The 18,450-nt window shown below is 64.5% G+C and carries 17 protein-coding genes; 6 read left to right on the top strand and 11 right to left on the bottom strand.

All coding sequences use genetic code 11. From position 1 onward, the window contains the following. Nucleotides 1–109 precede the first annotated feature (109 nt). The 5 genes from IVB42_RS37530 to IVB42_RS37510 all read left to right on the top strand — a co-directional run bounded on the left by IVB42_RS37530 (nucleotide 110) and on the right by IVB42_RS37510 (nucleotide 4,398). Nucleotides 110–397 (top strand): acyl carrier protein, encoded by a 288-nt coding sequence (locus IVB42_RS37530; protein ID WP_007592476.1) that lies wholly within the window; start codon nucleotides 110–112, stop codon nucleotides 395–397. Between the two features lie 10 nt (nucleotides 398–407). Beyond that, the gene (locus IVB42_RS37525) at nucleotides 408–878 is read left to right on the top strand and encodes a 3-hydroxyacyl-ACP dehydratase FabZ family protein (RefSeq protein ID WP_085352753.1); all 471 of its coding nucleotides are present in this window, start codon (nucleotides 408–410) and stop codon (nucleotides 876–878) included. Next, on the top strand, nucleotides 875–2,080 hold the full coding sequence (locus tag IVB42_RS37520; RefSeq protein ID WP_018459332.1) for a beta-ketoacyl-ACP synthase: 1,206 nt from the start codon (nucleotides 875–877) through the stop codon (nucleotides 2,078–2,080). Before IVB42_RS37525 ends, IVB42_RS37520 begins: the two co-directional genes overlap by 4 nt. A 99-nt stretch (nucleotides 2,081–2,179) precedes the next feature. Beyond that, nucleotides 2,180–3,457 carry a beta-ketoacyl-ACP synthase gene (locus IVB42_RS37515; protein WP_018459333.1) on the top strand — a complete coding sequence of 426 codons (1,278 nt, stop codon included), beginning with the start codon at nucleotides 2,180–2,182 and terminating at the stop codon, nucleotides 3,455–3,457. Nucleotides 3,458–3,465: 8 nt separating this feature from the next. Continuing rightward, nucleotides 3,466–4,398: a lipid A biosynthesis lauroyl acyltransferase gene (locus IVB42_RS37510; RefSeq protein ID WP_018459334.1), complete on the top strand. Its 933-nt coding sequence runs from the start codon at nucleotides 3,466–3,468 to the stop codon at nucleotides 4,396–4,398. A gap of 13 nt (nucleotides 4,399–4,411) precedes the next feature. On the opposite strand, the gene IVB42_RS37505 is transcribed toward IVB42_RS37510, so the two are convergent. From IVB42_RS37505 to IVB42_RS37475, 7 genes are all read right to left on the bottom strand, one after another. After that, nucleotides 4,412–5,518 carry a polyamine ABC transporter substrate-binding protein gene (locus tag IVB42_RS37505; protein ID WP_247391227.1) on the bottom strand — a complete coding sequence of 369 codons (1,107 nt, stop codon included), beginning with the start codon at nucleotides 5,516–5,518 and terminating at the stop codon, nucleotides 4,412–4,414. Nucleotides 5,519–5,522: 4 nt separating this feature from the next. After that, entirely contained in the window at nucleotides 5,523–6,701 is a 1,179-nt protein-coding gene (locus tag IVB42_RS37500) for an aminotransferase (protein WP_085395866.1), read from the bottom strand. 8 nt (nucleotides 6,702–6,709) lie between these two features. Further along, nucleotides 6,710–7,036 (bottom strand): rhodanese-like domain-containing protein, encoded by a 327-nt coding sequence (locus tag IVB42_RS37495; RefSeq protein WP_063996571.1) that lies wholly within the window; start codon nucleotides 7,034–7,036, stop codon nucleotides 6,710–6,712. 302 nt (nucleotides 7,037–7,338) lie between these two features. Further along, nucleotides 7,339–9,267 (bottom strand): potassium transporter Kup, encoded by a 1,929-nt coding sequence (locus IVB42_RS37490; protein WP_247398311.1) that lies wholly within the window; start codon nucleotides 9,265–9,267, stop codon nucleotides 7,339–7,341. Between the two features lie 139 nt (nucleotides 9,268–9,406). Further along, nucleotides 9,407–11,305, bottom strand: coding sequence for a potassium transporter Kup (locus IVB42_RS37485; RefSeq protein WP_247398314.1), 1,899 nt, complete (start codon nucleotides 11,303–11,305; stop codon nucleotides 9,407–9,409). Between the two features lie 272 nt (nucleotides 11,306–11,577). After that, the gene (locus IVB42_RS37480; protein ID WP_007592497.1) at nucleotides 11,578–12,408 is read right to left on the bottom strand and encodes a flagellar motor protein MotB; all 831 of its coding nucleotides are present in this window, start codon (nucleotides 12,406–12,408) and stop codon (nucleotides 11,578–11,580) included. Nucleotides 12,409–12,431: 23 nt separating this feature from the next. Further along, the gene (locus IVB42_RS37475) at nucleotides 12,432–13,205 is read right to left on the bottom strand and encodes a MotA/TolQ/ExbB proton channel family protein (RefSeq protein ID WP_018459340.1); all 774 of its coding nucleotides are present in this window, start codon (nucleotides 13,203–13,205) and stop codon (nucleotides 12,432–12,434) included. Nucleotides 13,206–13,533: 328 nt separating this feature from the next. Between IVB42_RS37475 and IVB42_RS37470 the strand changes: the two genes are divergently transcribed. After that, on the top strand, nucleotides 13,534–13,827 hold the full coding sequence (locus IVB42_RS37470) for a hypothetical protein (protein ID WP_085353034.1): 294 nt from the start codon (nucleotides 13,534–13,536) through the stop codon (nucleotides 13,825–13,827). A gap of 18 nt (nucleotides 13,828–13,845) precedes the next feature. On the opposite strand, the gene IVB42_RS37465 is transcribed toward IVB42_RS37470, so the two are convergent. The 4 genes from IVB42_RS37465 to IVB42_RS37450 all read right to left on the bottom strand — a co-directional run bounded on the left by IVB42_RS37465 (nucleotide 13,846) and on the right by IVB42_RS37450 (nucleotide 18,424). Continuing rightward, nucleotides 13,846–14,565 carry an RraA family protein gene (locus tag IVB42_RS37465; RefSeq protein WP_018459343.1) on the bottom strand — a complete coding sequence of 240 codons (720 nt, stop codon included), beginning with the start codon at nucleotides 14,563–14,565 and terminating at the stop codon, nucleotides 13,846–13,848. A 152-nt stretch (nucleotides 14,566–14,717) separates the two neighbouring features. Continuing rightward, the gene (locus IVB42_RS37460; protein WP_018459344.1) at nucleotides 14,718–15,599 is read right to left on the bottom strand and encodes a phosphatidylcholine/phosphatidylserine synthase; all 882 of its coding nucleotides are present in this window, start codon (nucleotides 15,597–15,599) and stop codon (nucleotides 14,718–14,720) included. A gap of 87 nt (nucleotides 15,600–15,686) precedes the next feature. Continuing rightward, nucleotides 15,687–16,391, bottom strand: coding sequence for a phosphatidylserine decarboxylase (locus tag IVB42_RS37455; protein ID WP_256374445.1), 705 nt, complete (start codon nucleotides 16,389–16,391; stop codon nucleotides 15,687–15,689). A gap of 77 nt (nucleotides 16,392–16,468) precedes the next feature. Beyond that, nucleotides 16,469–18,424 carry an ABC transporter ATP-binding protein/permease gene (locus IVB42_RS37450; RefSeq protein ID WP_018459346.1) on the bottom strand — a complete coding sequence of 652 codons (1,956 nt, stop codon included), beginning with the start codon at nucleotides 18,422–18,424 and terminating at the stop codon, nucleotides 16,469–16,471. Between the last annotated feature and the right edge of the window lie 26 nt (nucleotides 18,425–18,450).

Here is an 18,450-nt window from a genome sequence, read left to right as displayed (position 1 = left end):
TTTCGACCCGGCCAGAGGGGGGTTGAGGGCGTCATCGGGGCGCGATGCTCACCCATCGTTCCACTCTGGAAAATCTGACAAACATCTGCAATATATCAAAGGCTTAGTGATGTCCTCCACATTCGATCAGGTCGCTACGATCATCGCTGAAACCTGCGACATCCCGCGCGACACGATCACGCCGGATAGCCATGCCATCGATGACCTCGGCATCGACAGCCTCGATTTCCTGGACATCGCGTTCGCGATCGACAAGCAGTTCGGTATCAAGCTGCCGCTGGAAAAGTGGACTCAGGAGGTTAACGACGGCAAAGCGACCACCGAGCAGTATTTCGTGCTGAAAAACCTGTGCGCCCGCATCGACGAACTGGTTGCGGCCAAGGGCGCGAGCGCCTAAGCGCGCGGTCATGCAACTCGAATACTTCCACATGATAGATCGCGTCGTCGACCTCAACGTCGACGCGAAGACGATTGTTGTCGAGGCTCAGGTCCCGATGGAGAGCACCATCTTCGAAGGGCACTTCCCGGGCTATCCCCTGATGCCCGGCGTGCTCCTGATCGAATCGATGGCGCAGGCCTCGGGCTGGCTTCAGCTTGGCGTGCTCAAATTCGAGCGTATGCCGATCCTGGCTGCCGTCAAGGAGGCCAAGGTCCGCGGCTCGGTCTTCCCCGGCGATCTCATGAGCATCGAGGCGAGCCTGGCCCATCAGGGCTCAGGCTACGCCGTGACCGAAGCCAAGATCAAGGTCGGCGGCAAGCTGCGCGCGAATTCGACGCTGACCTTCACGCAGATTCCCTTTCCCCATGCGGATATGCGCGCCCACATGGACGCGGTCGCCAAACGCGTCGGCTTTCCGCAACAGGCCGTATTGCCATGACCGAGACTGCTTCGAAGCCTGCCCAGACGGAAGTCTGGATCACCGGCATTGGCCTGGCCACCTCGCTCGGCGAGGGCCTGGACGCCAACTGGGCCGCGCTTCAGGAGAAGCGCATCAATGTCGACGAGAAGGGCTTTGCACCCTACATCGTGCACCCCCTGATGCCTGTCACCTTCGACAGCCAGATCCCCAAGAAGGGCGACCAGCGCCAGATGGAAGCCTGGCAGCGCATCGGCACCTATGCGGCCGGGCTTGCGCTCGACTCCGCCGGGATCAAGGGCAACAAGGACATCCTGTCGAAGATCGACATGGTGGTCGCCGCCGGCGGCGGTGAACGCGATCTCAACGTCGACACCGGCGTGCTCACGGCCGAGGCCAAGGGCGCCAACGCGCCCGGCTTCCTCAATGAGCGGCTGATGAGCGATCTCAGGCCGACGCTGTTCCTGGCCCAGCTCTCCAACCTGCTCGCCGGCAACATCGCCATCGTGCACGGCATTGGCGGCACCTCGCGCACCTTCATGGGTGAAGAGGTTGCCGGCGCCGATGCCGCCCGCATTGCATTGTCGCGCATCGCCTCCGGCGAGAGCGACATCGCGCTGATCGGCGGCTCGCACAATGGCGAGCGCAAGGACCTGATGGTCCTCTACGAATTCGGCGACTTCAATCTGAAGGACAAGTTCGCCCCCGTGTGGGCGCGCAAGGACCACGCCGGCTTCGCGCTCGGCTCGGCTGGCGCGTTCCTGGTGCTGGAATCGAAGGCCCATGCGGAAGCGCGCGGCGCAAAACCATTCGCAAAGCTGTCGAGCGTCGTTGCCGACCTTGCCCGTCGTAAGACCCCCGGCGACATGGCCGCGACGCTGGAGAAGCTTTGGGCAAAGTTGCCGAAGCGCGACGGCAAGGGCGCGATCATATCCGGCGCGACCGGCGCGGAGCCTGCGACATCAGAAGAGCGCGCCTTCCTGAAGGGCCACGCCGAGTTCCCGGTGCGCTCGACCGGCACGATGTTCGGCCACACCATGGAGACGCAATTCCCGCTCGGCATCGCGCTCGCCGCGCTGTCGATCTCTCGCGGCGCGCTGTTTCCGCCGAACGATTCCACGGGCACCGAGATTGAAATGCAGGGAGCGCCCACCCAGATTGTGGTGGTGGGGGCCGGACACTGGCGCGGCGAAGGCATGGCGCTGGTCGAGGCAGTAAGCTAAAGCGCGTTACGCTTTGGCAGGTTATTGTTTGGGTATGATCTTCTCGGAAAACCGCGTCACGCTTTTTCGGATCATGCTCCAGCTCAAGCGGGGATCGACATGACTGCACCACGCGACAAACTCGGGCGTCCCGTCGTCGTCGTCACCGGCATGGGCATCATGACCTCGCTCGGCAACGGCAAGACCGACAATTGGGCGAAGCTCGTCGCCGGCGAATCCGGCATCCGCACCATCACGCGCTTTCCGGTCGACGGCCTCAAAACCACGATGGCCGGCACGGTGGATTTCGTCAGCGTCGATCCGTTCTCCTCCACCGGCCTGTCCGAACGGATGGCCGAACTGGTGACGCAGGAAGCGCTGGACCAGGCCGGGATCGGCACCAAGGCGGATTTCCCGGGTCCTCTCTTTCTTGCGGTCGCACCGGTCGAAGTCGAATGGCCGCAGCGCCGCGAACTCGGCCGCGCCGTCGGCAAACCCGACTTCAATTACGACGATCTGCTGCGCATCTCCGGTGGCGGCAAGTACAGCGCCTATCACCACCGCTTCATGTTCGGTTCGGTCGCGGCCTACCTCGCCGAGACCTTCGGCACCAAGGGCTCGCCGATCTCGTTGTCGACGGCCTGCGCTTCGGGCGCGACCTCGATTCAGCTCGGCGTCGAGGCGATCCGCCGCGGCGAGACCGATGCCGCGCTGTGCGTGGCGACCGACGGCACCGTGAATCCGGAGGCGCTGGTGCGCTTCTCGCTGCTCTCGGCGCTTTCGACCCAGAACGACCCGCCGCAGGCGGCCTCCCGTCCCTTCTCCAAGAACCGCGACGGTTTTGTCATGGCCGAAGGCGCCGGTGCGCTGGTGCTCGAAAGCTATGAAGCCGCCACCGCGCGCGGCGCAAAAATACTCGGCGTAATCGCCGGCTGCGGCGAGCTCACCGATTCCTTCCATCGCACCCGCTCCTCGCCCGACGGCAAGCCGATCATCGGCTGCATGAACAAGACGCTGGCCGATGCCGGCATGACGCCCGACCAGATCGACCACATCAACGCGCACGGCACCGCGACGCCCGAGAACGACAAGATGGAGTACAATACGACATCGGCCGTGTTCGGCGAGCTCGTCTCGAAGATTCCGGTCACCTCCAACAAGTCGATGGTCGGCCACACCATCTCGGCCGCGGGCGCGGTCGAGGCGATCTTCTCGCTGCTGACGCTGGAGCATCAGCGTATCCCGCCGACGATCAACTACGACAATCCGGATCCCACGATCCTGTTCGACGTCGTCGGCAACAAGGCACGCGATGCCCGCGTCACCGCGGTGATGTCGAACTCGTTCGGCTTCGGCGGCCAGAACGCCTCGCTGATCCTGACCCGCGAACCGGCCTGACCGGACGCATGGCGCTGCTTCCGGCGAGGACGAAGGCCCGCGCGCGGCAGACGGCAAAGTCGATCGGTGGAGGGCTGATCGGCGCTGCCACCGTCGGCATGTTGCGCACCACGCGTTATTTCGATCCAGCCAAGACCTCGGACTTTTTCGCACGCGTCACCAAACTGATCGGCCCGCGCCTGCGCGAGCACCGCATCGGCCGCGCCAATCTCACCGCGGCGTTTCCGGACAAGTCGCCCGAGGAAATCGAAGCCATCCTGATGGGCGTCTGGGACAATCTCGGTCGCGTCGGCGCCGAATTCGCCCATATGGACCAGGTCTGGGATTACGACCGCGATCATCCAGAAAACAGTCGGATCGAACTGCCCAGCCGCAGCATCGAGCTGTTCGATCAAATCCGCGACGACGGCAAGCCGGCGTTGATCTTCGCCGCGCATTTGGCCAATTGGGAATTACCGGCGCTCGCCGCGGTCGCACACGGGCTCGATGCAGCGATCCTCTACCGCCGCCCGAATATCGCCTCCGCCGACCGCATCATCCAGGAGATGCGACAGGTCAACATGGGCACGCTGATCCCGGCGGGGCGCGACGCGCCGCTGCGGCTTGCCCAGGCGCTCAAGGACGGCAAGCACGTCGCGATGCTGATCGACCAGTATCTGACCGGCGGAGTCGAGGTCACCTTCTTCGGCCGCAAGACCCGCGCCAATCCGATGCTGGCGCGCCTGTTACGACAGGTCGAATGCCCGATCCACGGCGTCCGCGTCATCCGCCTGCCCGGCGGCCGCTTCACCGCCGAGATCACCGAAGAGGTCCACCCGGTGCGCGACGCCGACGGCAAGATCGACATCCAGGGCACCACGCAGGCGATCACGAGCGTGGTGGAAGGCTGGGTCCGCGAGCATCCGGAGCAGTGGCTGTGGCTGCACCGAAGGTGGCGGTAGCGGACAGTAGTGCTTACCGCCCCGTCTTCACCCTGGTCCAAAGCCTATTGATGACCCGCTGGGTCGCGGGCTCACGCGCCGTGATGACGAACAGCTTTGCGAGCGTCGCCTCGTCCGGATAGATGTTCTTGTCGCTCAAGATTTTCGGATCGACCAGTTTCTGGCTGGCGAGGTTGCCATTGGCGTAGGACAGGAAGTCCGTATTCCTGGCGGCCACGTCCGGACGGTAGAGATAGTTGATCAGCTCGTAGGCTTCGCTGACGTTCCTGGCATCCGCGGGGATCGCGAGATTATCGAAGAACATCTGCGCGCCCTCCTTCGGGATGGCGTAGCCGATCTCGATGCCGCTTTTGGCTTCGGCAGCGCGGGCGCGGGCCTGCATGATGTCGCCGGACCAGCCGACCACGAAGCAGATCTCGCCGGTGGCGAGCGCGCTCAGATATTCGGACGAATGAAACTTGCGCACGGAGGGCCGCACCTTGGTGACGACATCGGCGGCCTTTTCGAGGTCGGCCTGCTTGGTCGAGTTCGGATCAAGCCCGAGATAGTTCAACGCCGCCGGAAAGATGTCGTCGGCGGAATCCAGCATGTGGACGCCGCAGTCTTTGAATTTCGCGAGGTTCTCCGGCTTGAACACGATGTCCCAGCTGTCAATCTTGGCATCCGCTCCGAGAATCTGCTTCAACTTGGCGACGTTGTAGCCGATGCCGGTCGTGCCCCACATGTAATTGACGGCGTAGACGTTGCCGGGGTCGTAGATCGCGAGACGTTCGGTCACCACCGGCCAGTCATTGGCCAGGTTCGGCAGCTTCGACTTGTCGAGCTTCTGGAAGATGTTGGCCTTGATCTGGCGCTGGAGGAAATAGGCGGTGGGCACCACGACGTCATAGCCGGATTTGCCGGCCATCAGGCGCGTCTCCAGCGTCTCGTTGGCGTCAAACGTGTCGTAGACCACCTTGATGCCGGTCTCCCTGGTGAAGGCCTCGAGAACGTCGGGCGCCACGTAGTTCGACCAATTGTAGAAGTTGACGACCCGCTCCTCGGCCCCGGCAGGAGCGGAGAGCAACGTCAGCGCGGCGGCGATCGCAAGGCCAAAACCACAGCGGCTGACGTTGGTCATCTCCCTACCTCTTGCGCCCGCGCACCGCGTCCGACAGTCGCTCCAGTGCGGTGTCGAGCGTCTCGTCCTTCTTGGCAAAGCAGAAGCGCACCACCGAGGTCACAGGGTCCTGCTCGTAGAAGGCCGAGACCGGGATAGCCGCGACCTTGTAGTCCTTCACGATCCGCCAGCAGAACTCGGTGTCGCTCTCGTTCAGCCCGAGCGGGGACAGGTCGACGGTGAGGAAGTAGGTGCCCTGCGACTTCAGCACGGGGAAGCCGAGGCTCTCCAGGCCCTTGGCGAGGCGGTCCCTGCTCCGCGTCAGGTCCTTGCGCATCGACAGGAAATACTCGTCGGGCTTGCCGAGGCCGTAGGCGACGGCGGCCTGGAGGTTCGGCGCGGTGGTGAAGGTCAGGAACTGGTGCACCTTGGCGGCAACGCGCAGCAAGGGCGGCGCGGCGCAGACGAAGCCGATCTTCCAGCCCGTCAACGAGAAGATCTTGCCAGCCGAGCCGACCTTGATGGTGCGGTCGCGCATGCCGGGGATGGTGATCAGCGGGATGTGCTTGTGCTCGTCGAAGGTGACGTGCTCCCAGACCTCGTCGCAGATCGCGATGACGTCGAACTCCTGGCAGTAGCGCGCCAGCAGCTCGAGGTCCTCGCGCGGAAACACCACCGCGGACGGATTCAGGGGGTTGTTGAAAAGCACCGCCTTGGTCTTTGAATTGAAGACGCTTTTCAGCATGTCCTCATTCAGCCGCCAATGCGGCGGCTCGAGCCGGACCAGGCGCGGAATGCCGCCGGCCTGGCGGATAATCGGCAGATAGGAATCGTACACCGGCTGGAAGCACACCACCTCGTCACCGGGCTGGACCACGGCGAGGATGGCCGAGGTCAGGGCCTCGGTGCCGCCGGAGGTCACCATCACCTCGCTCATCGGATCGAGCTCGAGGCCGTGCCAGTGGCCGTAATGGGTCGCGATCGCCTGGCGGAGTTCCGGCAGGCCCATCATCGACGGGTACTGGTTGTAGCCGTTCAGCGAGGCCTCGGCCGCGGCGCGGCGGATGTCCTCGGGCCCGGGATCGTCGGGAAAGCCCTGCCCAAGATTGATGGCGGCATTGTCGCGCGCAGCCTGCGACATCGCCTCGAAGATGGTGACGGGAAGGTCTGCGAAGACCTTGTTGAGGGACGAGCTCTTGGACATCGGCGGGGTCAGCCGCCGACCTTGCTGGGAAGACCCGCCGCCTTCCAGCCCAGCATGCCGCCGGCCAGATGTTTGTCGTAAGGCAGGCCCGCGGCCTGCGCCGCCAGTGAGGCCGTCACCGAACGCTTGCCCGAGCGGCAGGCGAACACGACCTCCTTACCCTCCGGATCGGGGATCGCTTTGGGATCGAAGGTCGAGAGCGGCACGACCACGCCGTAGGGATAAGCCTCGGCCTCGACCTCGTTCGGCTCGCGCACGTCGACGAGGAGATAGCGCCCTTCCGCAACACCCTTGGAGACCTCGTCCGGGGTCAGATCCTGTACTTGATTTGCCACATCATCCTCCAACGTCGCGGGCCGCTGCCGGGGCGATCCCGGCGGCCGGCAACCTCGCCTCTCGGCCCGCGAAAATCAAGCGCTACAAAGGCTTGAGCTGCCTTGCGCAAGTTAAAGCTAAATCGCAGCGACTTGAAGCGCGACCTTCACGATGCCTGAAGCTCCTGCTTCACACCTCACCGCTAGCTCAGTGTCATTCCCCGCGAAAGCGGGGAATCCGGTACGCCGCGGCCTGCCCGTATCCACGCACTGTTTCTGGGTACTGGATCGCCCGGTCCAGCCGGGCGATGACAGCTGCGGAGCTAGATCGTCACCTGGGTGCCGACCTCGACGACGCGGCCGGAGGGGATCTGGAAATAATCGGTGGCGTCGTTGGCGGAACGGCTGAGCGAGATGAACAGCCGGTCCTGCCAGCGCGGCATGCCGGAATGGGCGGCCGGCTTGAGCGCCCTCCGCGACAGGAAGAACGAGGTCGACATGATGTCGAACTGCCAGCCGAGCTTGCGGGCGATCGCCAGCGCCTTCGGCACGTTGGGCGATTCCATGAAGCCGAACTTCAGCGTCACCTTGGAGAAGGTCGGCGAGATCTGTTCCAGCTTCACCCGCTCGGCCGGATCGATGCGCGGGGTCTGTGCGGTCTCGATGGTGAGAATGACGTTCTTCTCGTGCAGCACCTTGTAGTGCTTCAGACTATGCATCAGCGCGGTCGGCGCGCTGAGGGGATCGCTGGTCAGGAACACCGCGGTGCCGGGCACGCGCTGCGGCGGCCGCTTCTCCAGCATGGCCACCAGGTCGGCGAGCGGGAATTCGAGCTTGCGCGACTTCTCGAACAGCAGCCGGCTGCCGCGCCGCCACGTGTACATCAGGATGATCATGAGCGCGCCGAGCGCCAGCGGCACCCAGCCGCCCTCGAACACCTTGAGCAGATTGGCGGCCAGGAAGGTGAGGTCGAGAAACAAGAACGGCGCGATCAGGGCGGCAGCCGTGAACGGCGACCACCGCCATACCTTCCAGATCACCACGAAGCCCATCATCGCCGTAACCACCATGGTCCCGGTGACGGAGATGCCGTAGGCCGAGGCCAGCGCGCTGGAGGAGCGGAATAAGAGCACCAGCAGGACCACTGCGACGAGCAGGAGCTGGTTGATGCGCGGGATGAAGATCTGGCCGGAATGGGCTTCGGACGTATGGCGAATTTCAAACCGCGGCAACAGACCGAGCTGGATCGCCTGACGCGTCAGCGAATAGGCACCGGTGATGACCGCCTGGCTCGCGATAACCGTTGCGGCGGTCGCCAGCACCACCATGCAGCCGCGGAAAAAACCTTGCGGAAAGAGCTGGAAGAACGGGCTCACGATCGCGCCGGGGTCGCCGAGCACGAGGGCGCCCTGCCCCAGATAGTTCAATGCCAGCGACGGCACCACGATGAACAGCCAGGCAGTCTGGATCGGCCGCTTGCCGAAATGGCCGAGGTCGGCATAGAGCGCCTCGGCACCGGTGACCGCCAGGAACACCGCGCCGAGCGTCACGAAGCCGATGATGCCGTGGTGGATCATGAAGGACACGGCGTAGAGCGGGTTCAGCGCGAACAGCACCTGCGGTTGCTGGATGATCGGGTGGATCGCCGCGATCGCGATCACCGCGAACCAGACGCACATGATCGGGCCGAAGAAGGCGGCGACGCGAGCGGTGCCACGGGACTGCACGGCAAACAGACCGACCAGGATGATCACGGTCAGCGGCACGATGTAGGGCTCGAAGTGCAGGGTGACGTCCTTCATGCCTTCGAGCGCCGACAGCACCGAGAGCGCCGGCGTGATCACGGCGTCGCCGTAGAACAGGGCTCCGGAAATGATGCCGAGCAGGACGATGGTTGTTCCGCGGGTGCCGACTGCGCGCTGGGCCAGCGCCATCAGCGCCAACGTGCCGCCCTCGCCGTTGTTGTCGGCACGGAGCAGGATCACGACGTATTTGAGCGTCACAACGACGATGAGCGCCCACAGGATCAGGGAGAGCACGCCGAGCACGGCCGCCGGCGTCGGCACCCCCTCCGCGCCGGAAGCCGCCATGACCGCCTCGCGGAACGCGTAGAGCGGGCTGGTGCCGATGTCACCGTAGACGACGCCGATGCTGCCGAGTGTCAGCGCACCGAAGCCGGCAGTGGTGTGGGCATCGCCATGCCCACTGGCCGCCGCCGTTTCCGGGGCGGGAATCGCGATATCACTTGTCATGGGAGAGCCTGGTGGCCTCTAAATGCTTCACTGCACAACGGCAGAAGGGCGCGGGGCTTATAGGCCTGCGCTGCCGGCATAGCCTAGCCAGATTTTGGACCTTAGCCATGCACATTTGCATGGCTTGGCCGGCCGCCGTTTAGATGGTGACCTGGGTTCCGACTTCAACCACGCGTCCGGTGGGAATCTGGAAATAGTCGGTGGCGTCGTTGGCGGACCGGCTCAGCGCGATGAACAAATGGTCCTGCCAAAGCGGCATGCCGGACTGCGCCGACGCCTTCAGCGAGCGCCGCGACACGAAGAATGAGGTCGACATGATGTCGAATTGCCAGCCCTGCTTGCGCGCGATCGCGAGTGCCTTGGGCACGTTCGGCTGCTCCATGTAGCCGAAGCGCAGGCGGACCTTGAAGAACTTGTCGCTGATCCTCTCCATCCGGAACCGCTCCGACAGATCGACCCGCGGCGTATGCGCGGTCTCGATGGTCAGGACCACGTTGTGCTCGTGTAGCACCTTGTTGTGCTTGAGATTGTGCAGCAGCGCGGTCGGCACGAAGGAGGGATCGCTGGTCAGGAACACCGCGGTGCCCTTGACGATGTGCGGCGGCCGCTTTTCCAGGCTCCGGATCAGATCGTCCAGCGGCACCTCGATGCGGCGCGTTTTCTGGATCAGGATCCCGGACCCTCGCCGCCAGGTCCAGATTGTCCCGGCCATGATCACGCCGAACAGCAGCGGCACCCAGGCGCCTTCGAGCAGCTTCAGAAGATTCGCGCTGAAGAAGCTGATGTCGACCACGACGAAGGGCAGGATCACCGCTGCGGCCGTCGCCGCGCGCCAGTTCCACAATTTCCAGATCACGATGAAGCCCATGATGCCGTCAGCAACCATGGTGGTGGAGACCGCAATACCGTAGGCCGAAGCCAGATTGCTGGGGGTGTGGAACAACAGCACCAGCAGCATCACACCGATCAGCAGCAGCCGGTTTACACGCGGCAGATAGATCTGGCCGGCATGAGTTTCCGAGGTGAAGCGCACCTCGAAGCGCGGCAGGAGGCCGAGCTGCACTGCCTGATAGACCAGGGAATAGGCCCCCGTGATTACCGCCTGGCTCGCGATCACGGTCGCCGCGGTCGCAAGTCCGACCAGCGGCAGCACGAAATGCTCGGGCACCATGCGATAGAAGGAGTGTTCGATCGCGCTGGGATCCGACAGCACCAGTGCGCCCTGCCCGAAATAGTTGATCAGGAGCGCAGGCAGCACGAAGAACATCCAGGCCGACTGGATCGGCTTGCGGCCGAAATGGCCGAGGTCTGCGTAGAGCGCCTCGCCGCCGGTCACCGCGAGGAACACCGCGCCCAGTGTCACCAGGCCGATCGTGCCGTGCGACAGCAGGAATTGCAGGGCGTAATAGGGATTGATCGCTGCCAGCACCGACGGATCGTCGGCGATGTGAACGGCACCCAGCACGGCAAGAACGGTGAACCAGACGACCATCACCGGCCCGAAGGCTGAGGCGACCAGTGCCGTCCCCTTGCTCTGGACCGCGAACAGCAGCGTCAGGATGAGAACGGTCAGGGGAACGACATAGTGCTCGAAGGCGGGCGTTGCGAGCTTCAGACCCTCGACCGCCGACAACACCGAGATCGCCGGCGTGATCATGGAATCGCCGATAAACATGGAGGCGCCGACGACGCCGAGCGCCATCAGGAACCAGCTCCGCTGCCCGAGCGCGCGCTGGCCGAGCGCCATGAGGGAAAGCGTGCCGCCCTCCCCGTTGTTGTCGGCGCGCAGCAGCAGCAGCACGTATTTGGCGGTGACGACGATCAGCAGCGCCCAAAGGATCAGCGAGAGCACGCCGAGCACCATGACCCGCGAGACCGGCTGGCCATGGGCCGCGCCCCTGACGGCCTCGTGGAATGCGTAGAGCGGCGACGTGCCGATGTCGCCGAAGACGACGCCGATGCTCCCGAGCGTCAGGCCCCAGAAACCCGAGGTGACCGGCCCGTCCGGAGCTTCGGTCGATGTGATGCTCGCCGTCATATGAAACTGGAACGCTTCTGCCCGAGAATTGATCCGGCGCCTTTTGACGGTTCCGGCGCCCCTGTCAATCGGCACATCACCATAGCAGGCACCGGGCCAGATGCTGTGACGGCGCAGCAACGGTCGTTGCCCACGCGACGACATGCCTCAGGTAAGATGGTGGCACAAGAGCCCTGAGCCTTTCAGTCCCCGATTGAAGGGGAATTGGCTCTACATCCTTGTTTTGTCGCGCTTCTTCGCGCGAAACAGGGTCCACTTCGCTCGAATGCGCCCTACGGCTTCAGATTCGGCGGCAGCGGCGGATCTTCGCGCATCAGGGTGATGGTCACCCGCCGGTTGGCCGCGAGCGAGGGATCGTCCGGAAACAGCGGCTGGGTATCCGCCTTGCCGGCGACGGCGAAGACATGGGCGGCCGGCAGGCCCTCGCGTTCGAGGATCTGACGCACGGCATTGGCGCGGTCGGCCGACAGATCGAAGGCGCCGTAGTCGCTGCGGGTCGGCACGAATCCAGCCGCGGTGTGGCCGGCGATGGAGACGCGCAGCGGCGTCGCCTTGAGCGGGACAGCGAGCTTCTCGATCAGGCGGCGGGTGCGGTCATAGGGGACTTTGGAGCCGTCGGCGAACATCGAGCGACCGTCCTGGTCCACGATCTCGAGGTTGAGGCCCTGCTTGGTCTCCTCGAACATGATGTGCTTCGACATCTCGGTCAATTCCGGCATGTCCTGCAACGCTTGGCGCAGCGAGGCCGCCGCCAGCGCAAAATTGCGGTCGACCTTGATCTTGGCGCCCGACGTGCGGTCACGATCCTCCTGGTCCGGCGTCGGCGTGTTGGAGGAGTCCTCGGGCTGAATGTGATCGACGTTCTTCAGCCGAGGGCGGGTCGGCAGCCCGTCGGACTCGACGATGCCGGAATAGCGCGCTTCGGTCTGGACACCGAAGGCGTCGCGCATGGAGCCTGCGACGACCTTCAGCTTGTTGGCATCCTGGGTCGAGAACGCGACGAGCATCACGAAGAAGCTCATCATCAGGCCCATCAGATCGGCGAAGGTCACGAACCAGCCGTGACCGCCTCCGTGTGAATCGCCGCGCTTCTTCTTGGCCATATCTCAAATCCCGGCGCGCGGCCTCAGGCCGGCACCGGCTCGCCTTCAGCGTGGCGGTGCTTCTCGGGCAGATAGGCCAGCAGCATTTCGCGGACCAGCGTGGGGCTCTTGGAGTCGCGGATCATCAGGATGCCGTCGATGATCAGCGTGCGGTTGGTCTCTTCGTCCAGGAGCTTTCCATGCAGCTTGTCGGCGATCGGGGTACAAAACAGGTTGGCGACCAGCGCGCCGTAGAGAGTCGCGAGCAGCGCGGTCGCCATGAACGGGCCGAGCTTTGACGGGTCGGTCATGTTGGCGAACATCTGCACCATGCCGATCAGCGTGCCGACCATGCCGAAGGCCGGGGCGCAGTCGCCGATGGCGCGGTAGATCTTGCTGCCTTCATCCAGATGCATCAAAAAATTATCGCGGTCGCGCTCGAGATTGTCGCGAATGAAGTCCAGGTCGTAACCGTCGGCGACGTAGCGGATGCCCTTGGCGAGGAACGGCTCGTCGGTCTCGACCTTTTCCAAACCCACCGGCCCTTGCTTGCGGGCGATCTCGGCGATGCGGGCGAGTTCGTCGACCAGATCGTGCGCCGACAGACGGCTCATAGTGAAGGCAAACTTGGCGCCGAGCGGTAGGCCGTGGATCAGCGTCGAGAGCGGAAAGCGGATCATGGTCGCGGCCGTCGAGCCGCCGAAGATGATGATCATCGCATGCTCGGAAACGAACATGTGGAGATCGCCGCCCAGCAGCATCATCGTCGCGATGACGACAATGCCCGCCACGAGCCCGATGCTCGTCATGATATCCATGGGAGACTCCAACGCGAACGCAACAACGGCCGTCCTGGCCGATGGCGCGGCCCAACCCCGAACCGCATCGGAAACCCTAGTGAGCCGCGATTAAAGACGCGTAAAGGTTAAGTTGAGCCGGCGCGCCTGGCGGCCGCAGCGCGCTGAAAGGCGCCGGCTTTTTGCCGACTGCCGACACGGATCTCAACATTTTGCTAACCATACGGTGTCGCGCGCACCCGTCACCCGTGCACGCGATCCCTTCGGCTGCGGCCCTGCGCCACATCGGGGGCGACCGATCAATTGGTATTCTGGACCCGGCCGGCACCTCATGGCGGAAGGCATCGCAATGGTGACGCTGTTCAGTCTTCTCACCGCGCTTCCCGCAGTGCTGGCGCTCCACATGCTCGAACCCGGGCTCGTCCTGCCGGCGTTCAGCGTGCTGCTCTTTGCCGAGGCGGCCCTCGCCGGGATCGCAGCGCACCTGATCCACATGCCGGACAATGCGGAAGATATCACCCTGTGGGATTTTGCCGGCGGCTTCACCTTGATCGGATGCGCTGCCGCGGTGCTCGGCGAGCCGGATCAGGCCGCCTTGTTCCTGACGGAACAGGGCAGCCTGCGAGCGGCGTCGCAACCGTAGATCATCGCGGTCCCGCCGTTAGTGAATCTCCGCCGAGCGCTTCAGCGCAGCCTTCAACTTCTCCAACGAGAAGTCGGGGCTGCGGGCGATCTCGAGGATCGGCGTCTCGCGGCGGCCACAGAGTTCGGCGGCCTCGGGCAGCTTTGCGGCAATATCGTGCGGAATTACGACGGCGCCGTGCTGGTCGGCATGGATCAGATCGTCCGACTTCACGGTCATGCCGGCGACGCGCACTTCGCCGCCAAAGCTCTCGGCGTGCACCCAGGCATGCGACGGGCCGATCGAGCCGGCCAGTGCCTGGAAGCCCGGCGCCCATTGCGGAATGTCGCGGATCGAACCGTCGGTGATGACGCCGAGGCAGCCGAGCGCCTTGTGCACGTTGCTCTGCACCTCGCCCCAAAACGCACCGTAGCCGACGTCGGGACCGTCGATGTCCTGGATCACCGAGATGCGCGGACCGTGGCCGGTACCGACATATTCGTAATATGCGATGCGGCGCTTGGACTGCTCTTCCGGCGGTAGTGAATTTTTCAGCACCGAGCGGATCGCGACCGTGCGGGCATAGCCGACGATCGGGGGCAGATCGGGAAATGGGCAGACCAGTGGTTTGGTGGTGTAGCCGATCAGCCGGCGCTCGGGCGCCACGATCTCCATGGCATTGCAGATCGTCGGCGTGTCATAGCGGCCCAGCGCTTCGAGGACGGAAGCGGGCAGCGGCCCGGTCGCAGTATTCGTCACAGCGTTCTCTCCCAGATTGGCGGCCGCTGTTGGTGCGGTGCCGCCTGCACCGGGCGATATAGCCGAGATCGGGCCTCAACCCAACTCAGGGCGCCTCATGGCAGATATCCAAGTCTCGCTGTTCAGTGCCTTGGCTGCTTGGCGCTTGCCGTTCAGTGCAGCCGGTCGGGCCGGTCGTCTTCGCGCGGCGGCTCCGACAGGTTTGCCAGCGTCGGCGCCGACGGCGGCGAGGAGACCTCGCCTCCAGCCGGCGCGGTGGCTTCCATCGCGCGCGCCTGGTCGCGATAGGATTTGTAGCCGAGCGGCAAAGCGAGCAGATACAGCACCGTTCCGATGGACAGCACGTGCCAGGGATAGGCGATCAGGATCGCGATGAACACGACCACCGCGACGAACGCCGGCAGCACCAGCTCGGGCGGCACGCGCATGCGCTTGGTCTTGCCGGAGAACACCGGCAGGCGCGACACCATCAGGAAGGCGATCAGCAGCGTATACGCAGCCGTCACCGCCGCAGGCAGCCGGCCGAGATCGAGGAACGCGACATAGATCGGCAGCAGCACCGTGATCGCGCCGGCCGGCGCCGGCACGCCGGTGAAGAAGTTGGCGGCAAAGGCCGGCTTGTTGGGATCGTCCATGGTGGCATTAAAGCGCGCCAGGCGGAGGCCACCGGAGATCGCAAACACCATGGCGGCGATCCAGCCGGCATTGCCGAGCTCGTGCAGCTGCCAGAAATACAGCATCAGGCCGGGCGCCACGCCGAAATTGACGAAGTCGGCGAGGCTGTCGAGCTCGGCGCCGAACTTGGACTGCCCCTTGATCATGCGCGCGATGCGTCCGTCGATGCCGTCGAGTGCCGCCGCGAACACGATGGCGTAGACCGCGAGCGACATCCGCCCCTCGATCGAGAGCCGGATCGAGGTCAGGCCGGCGCAGATCGCCAGCAGCGTGATGACGTTGGGCACCAGCATGCGCACCGGGATCGGGCGGAACCGCCGGCGGCGCACATCAGGATCTTTGAAGTCATAAGGCGTCATGGCTCGTCCTCACCTTGGGGCGAGATATAGCAAGCCGCGTTCCCCTCCGCCATTGCGGCGGAAGGCCCCTCAGGACCGACTTATTGGTTAATTGGCACGGTAGGCGCGGCTCGGGTCGTCTCCGGCAAGATCCGCCAGAATCGTCTCGCCGGCGATCGCGGTCTGGCCTTCCGAGACCAGCGCCTTCGTGCCCAGCGGCAGATAGACGTCGAGCCGCGAGCCGAATCGGATCAGACCGAAGCGCTCACCGGCGCCGATTGCCTGCCCCTCTTTGACGAAGCAGACGATGCGCTTGGCGACCAGACCCGCGATCTGGATCACGCCGATCCGCGCCGTCGGCGTCGTGATCACCAGCGAGTTGCGCTCATTGTCCTCGCTCGCCTTGTCCAGCTCGGCATTGATGAACAGGCCGGGCCGGTAGGCGATACGGTCCACCCGGCCCGCGATCGGGCTGCGGTTCACATGGCAGTTGAACACACTCATGAACACCGAGACGCGCGGCAGCGGCCGATCGCCGAGCCCGAGCTCGGCCGGCGGCAGCGCCATAGTGATCATGGAGACGCGGCCGTCGGCGGGCGACACCACGAGCCCCTCGCGCACTGGGGTCACGCGCACGGGGTCGCGGAAGAACAGCGCGCACCACACGGTCAGGATGGTGCCGATCCACCCCAAAGGCGACCACAGCCAGAACAGGAGGAGGCTTGCCAGCGCAAAGCCCCCGATGAAGGGATATCCCTCCTTGTGGATCGGCGGGATCTGACGCTGGATCGAATCGAGAATGGACATCGCTATCTGCCGCTCAGGGTTGATGGCGCAGGTCGTCCCGCGCGGTGGTGTTGTTTAGGCCAGAGTTGGGACCGGAGACAAGGTCACTCCGCCGCCGCAGGCGCCGTCAGGACATCGGCGACCGGCGGTGGCTCCCGGTTGGGCGCCTCGCCGGAATCGGCCATCCTCGCCAGTTTCTCGCGCGCCGCCTCGGCCTCGCGCTGCCTGTTCCACATGCTGGCGTAAAGTCCCCCCTCCCCAAGCAGTTTCGCGTGGGTGCCGCGCTCGGCGATGCGGCCCTGGTCCAGCACGATGATCTCGTCGGCGCCGACGATGGTCGAGAGCCGATGGGCGATCACCAGCGAAGTGCGGTTCTTCGCCACGCGCTCGAGCGCACCCTGGATTTCGTGCTCAGTGTGGGTGTCAAGCGCGGAGGTCGCCTCGTCCAGCACCAGGATCGGCGGCGCCTTCAACACGGTGCGCGCGATCGCAACCCGTTGTTTTTCGCCGCCGGACAGTTTCAGGCCGCGCTCGCCGACCTGGGTCTCGTAGCCTTTCGGCGCCATGCGGATGAAATGATCGATCTGCGCCAGCTGCGCTGCCTGCTCGACCTCGGCATCGCTGGCGTCCCAACGCCCGTAGCGGATGTTGTAGCGGATGGTGTCGTTGAACAGCACGGTGTCCTGCGGCACCATGCCGATGGACGCGCGCAAGCTCGCCTGCGTGACTTCGCGAATGTCCTGGCCGTCGATCAGGATCTTGCCGCCCGAGATGTCGTAGAGGCGAAACAGAAGCCGCGAGATGGTCGACTTGCCCGCACCTGACGGGCCGACGATCGCGACCGTCTTGCCGGCCGGCACCTCGAAGCTGATGCCCTTGAGGATCGGACGGGACGGCTCATAGGCAAAGCGCACATCCTCGAAACGCACATTGCCCGCGGAGACCACCAGTGGCTTCGCGCCCGGCGCATCCTTGATCTCAGCCTCGCGCCCCAGCACGTTGAACATCTTCTCGATGTCGATGATCGCCTGCTTGATCTCGCGATAGACCATGCCCATGAAGTTCAAGGGCTGGTAGAGCTGGATCATCATCGCGTTGACCAGCACGAAATCGCCGACCGTGTTGGTGCCGTTGCGCACGCCGATCGCGCACATCAGCATGGTCGCGGTCAGCCCCAGCGTGAAGATCACGGCCTGCCCGGTGTTGAGCACGGCCAGCGAAGTATAGGCCTGGACGCTCGACTCCTCGTAACGCGCGACCGACCGGTCGTAGCGCTGTGACTCACGGGCCTCGGCGCTGAAATATTTGACGGTCTCGTAGTTGAGCAGCGAGTCGATCGCCTTGGTGTTCGCCTCGGTGTCGGCATCGTTCATCTTGCGGCGGATGCCGATCCGCCACTCGGTCGCGATGTAGGTGTAGTACATGTAGACCGCGACAGTGACGAGGGTCGCAAGCACGTAGCGCCAATCGAACTGCCACAGCAGCACGGCCATCAGCAGCGAGACCTCGACGATGGTCGGGATCAGCTGCAGGATCACCATGCGCACGATGACCTCGATGCCCTCGCGGCCGCGCTCGAGCACGCGCGTCAGGCCGCCGGTCTTGCGCTCCAGGTGGAAGCGCAGTGACAACTCGTGCATGTGGATGAAAGTGATGGTGGCGAGCTTGCGCACCGCGTGCATGGCAACGCGCGCGAAAATGCCGTCGCGCCATTGCGTCAGCACCGCCATCACGATGCGCATCACGCCGTAGCTGGCGGTCAGCAGCAGCGGCGAGGCGATCACCCAGAGGTGCCAATTGTCGGCCTGAACTGGCGCACTGTTGGCGCCGGTCAGCGCGTCGGTCGCCCATTTGAAGCTGAAAGGAACCGTCAGCGTGATCAGCTTGGCGGCGAGCAGCAGCACCATCGACCAGACCACGCGCATCTTCAGGTCGAAACGGTCGCCCGGCCAGATATAGGGCCACAGATGCGCCAGCGTGCCCATCAGCGTGGCCCGCTCCAGCGGCCCCCCGGCGGGATCAGGAACGTTGGCGCCTGCGGGCGATTGAGCTTGGTCCATCAAGAAGCCTGAAAAGCCCGTCGAAT

Source organism: Bradyrhizobium sp. 45 (genome assembly GCF_023073155.1).
Classification (GTDB): Bacteria; Pseudomonadota; Alphaproteobacteria; order Rhizobiales; family Xanthobacteraceae; genus Bradyrhizobium; species Bradyrhizobium canariense_D.
The sequence above is the reverse complement of the archived record's forward strand: the minus strand, read 5'-3'. Positions and strand labels throughout refer to the sequence as shown.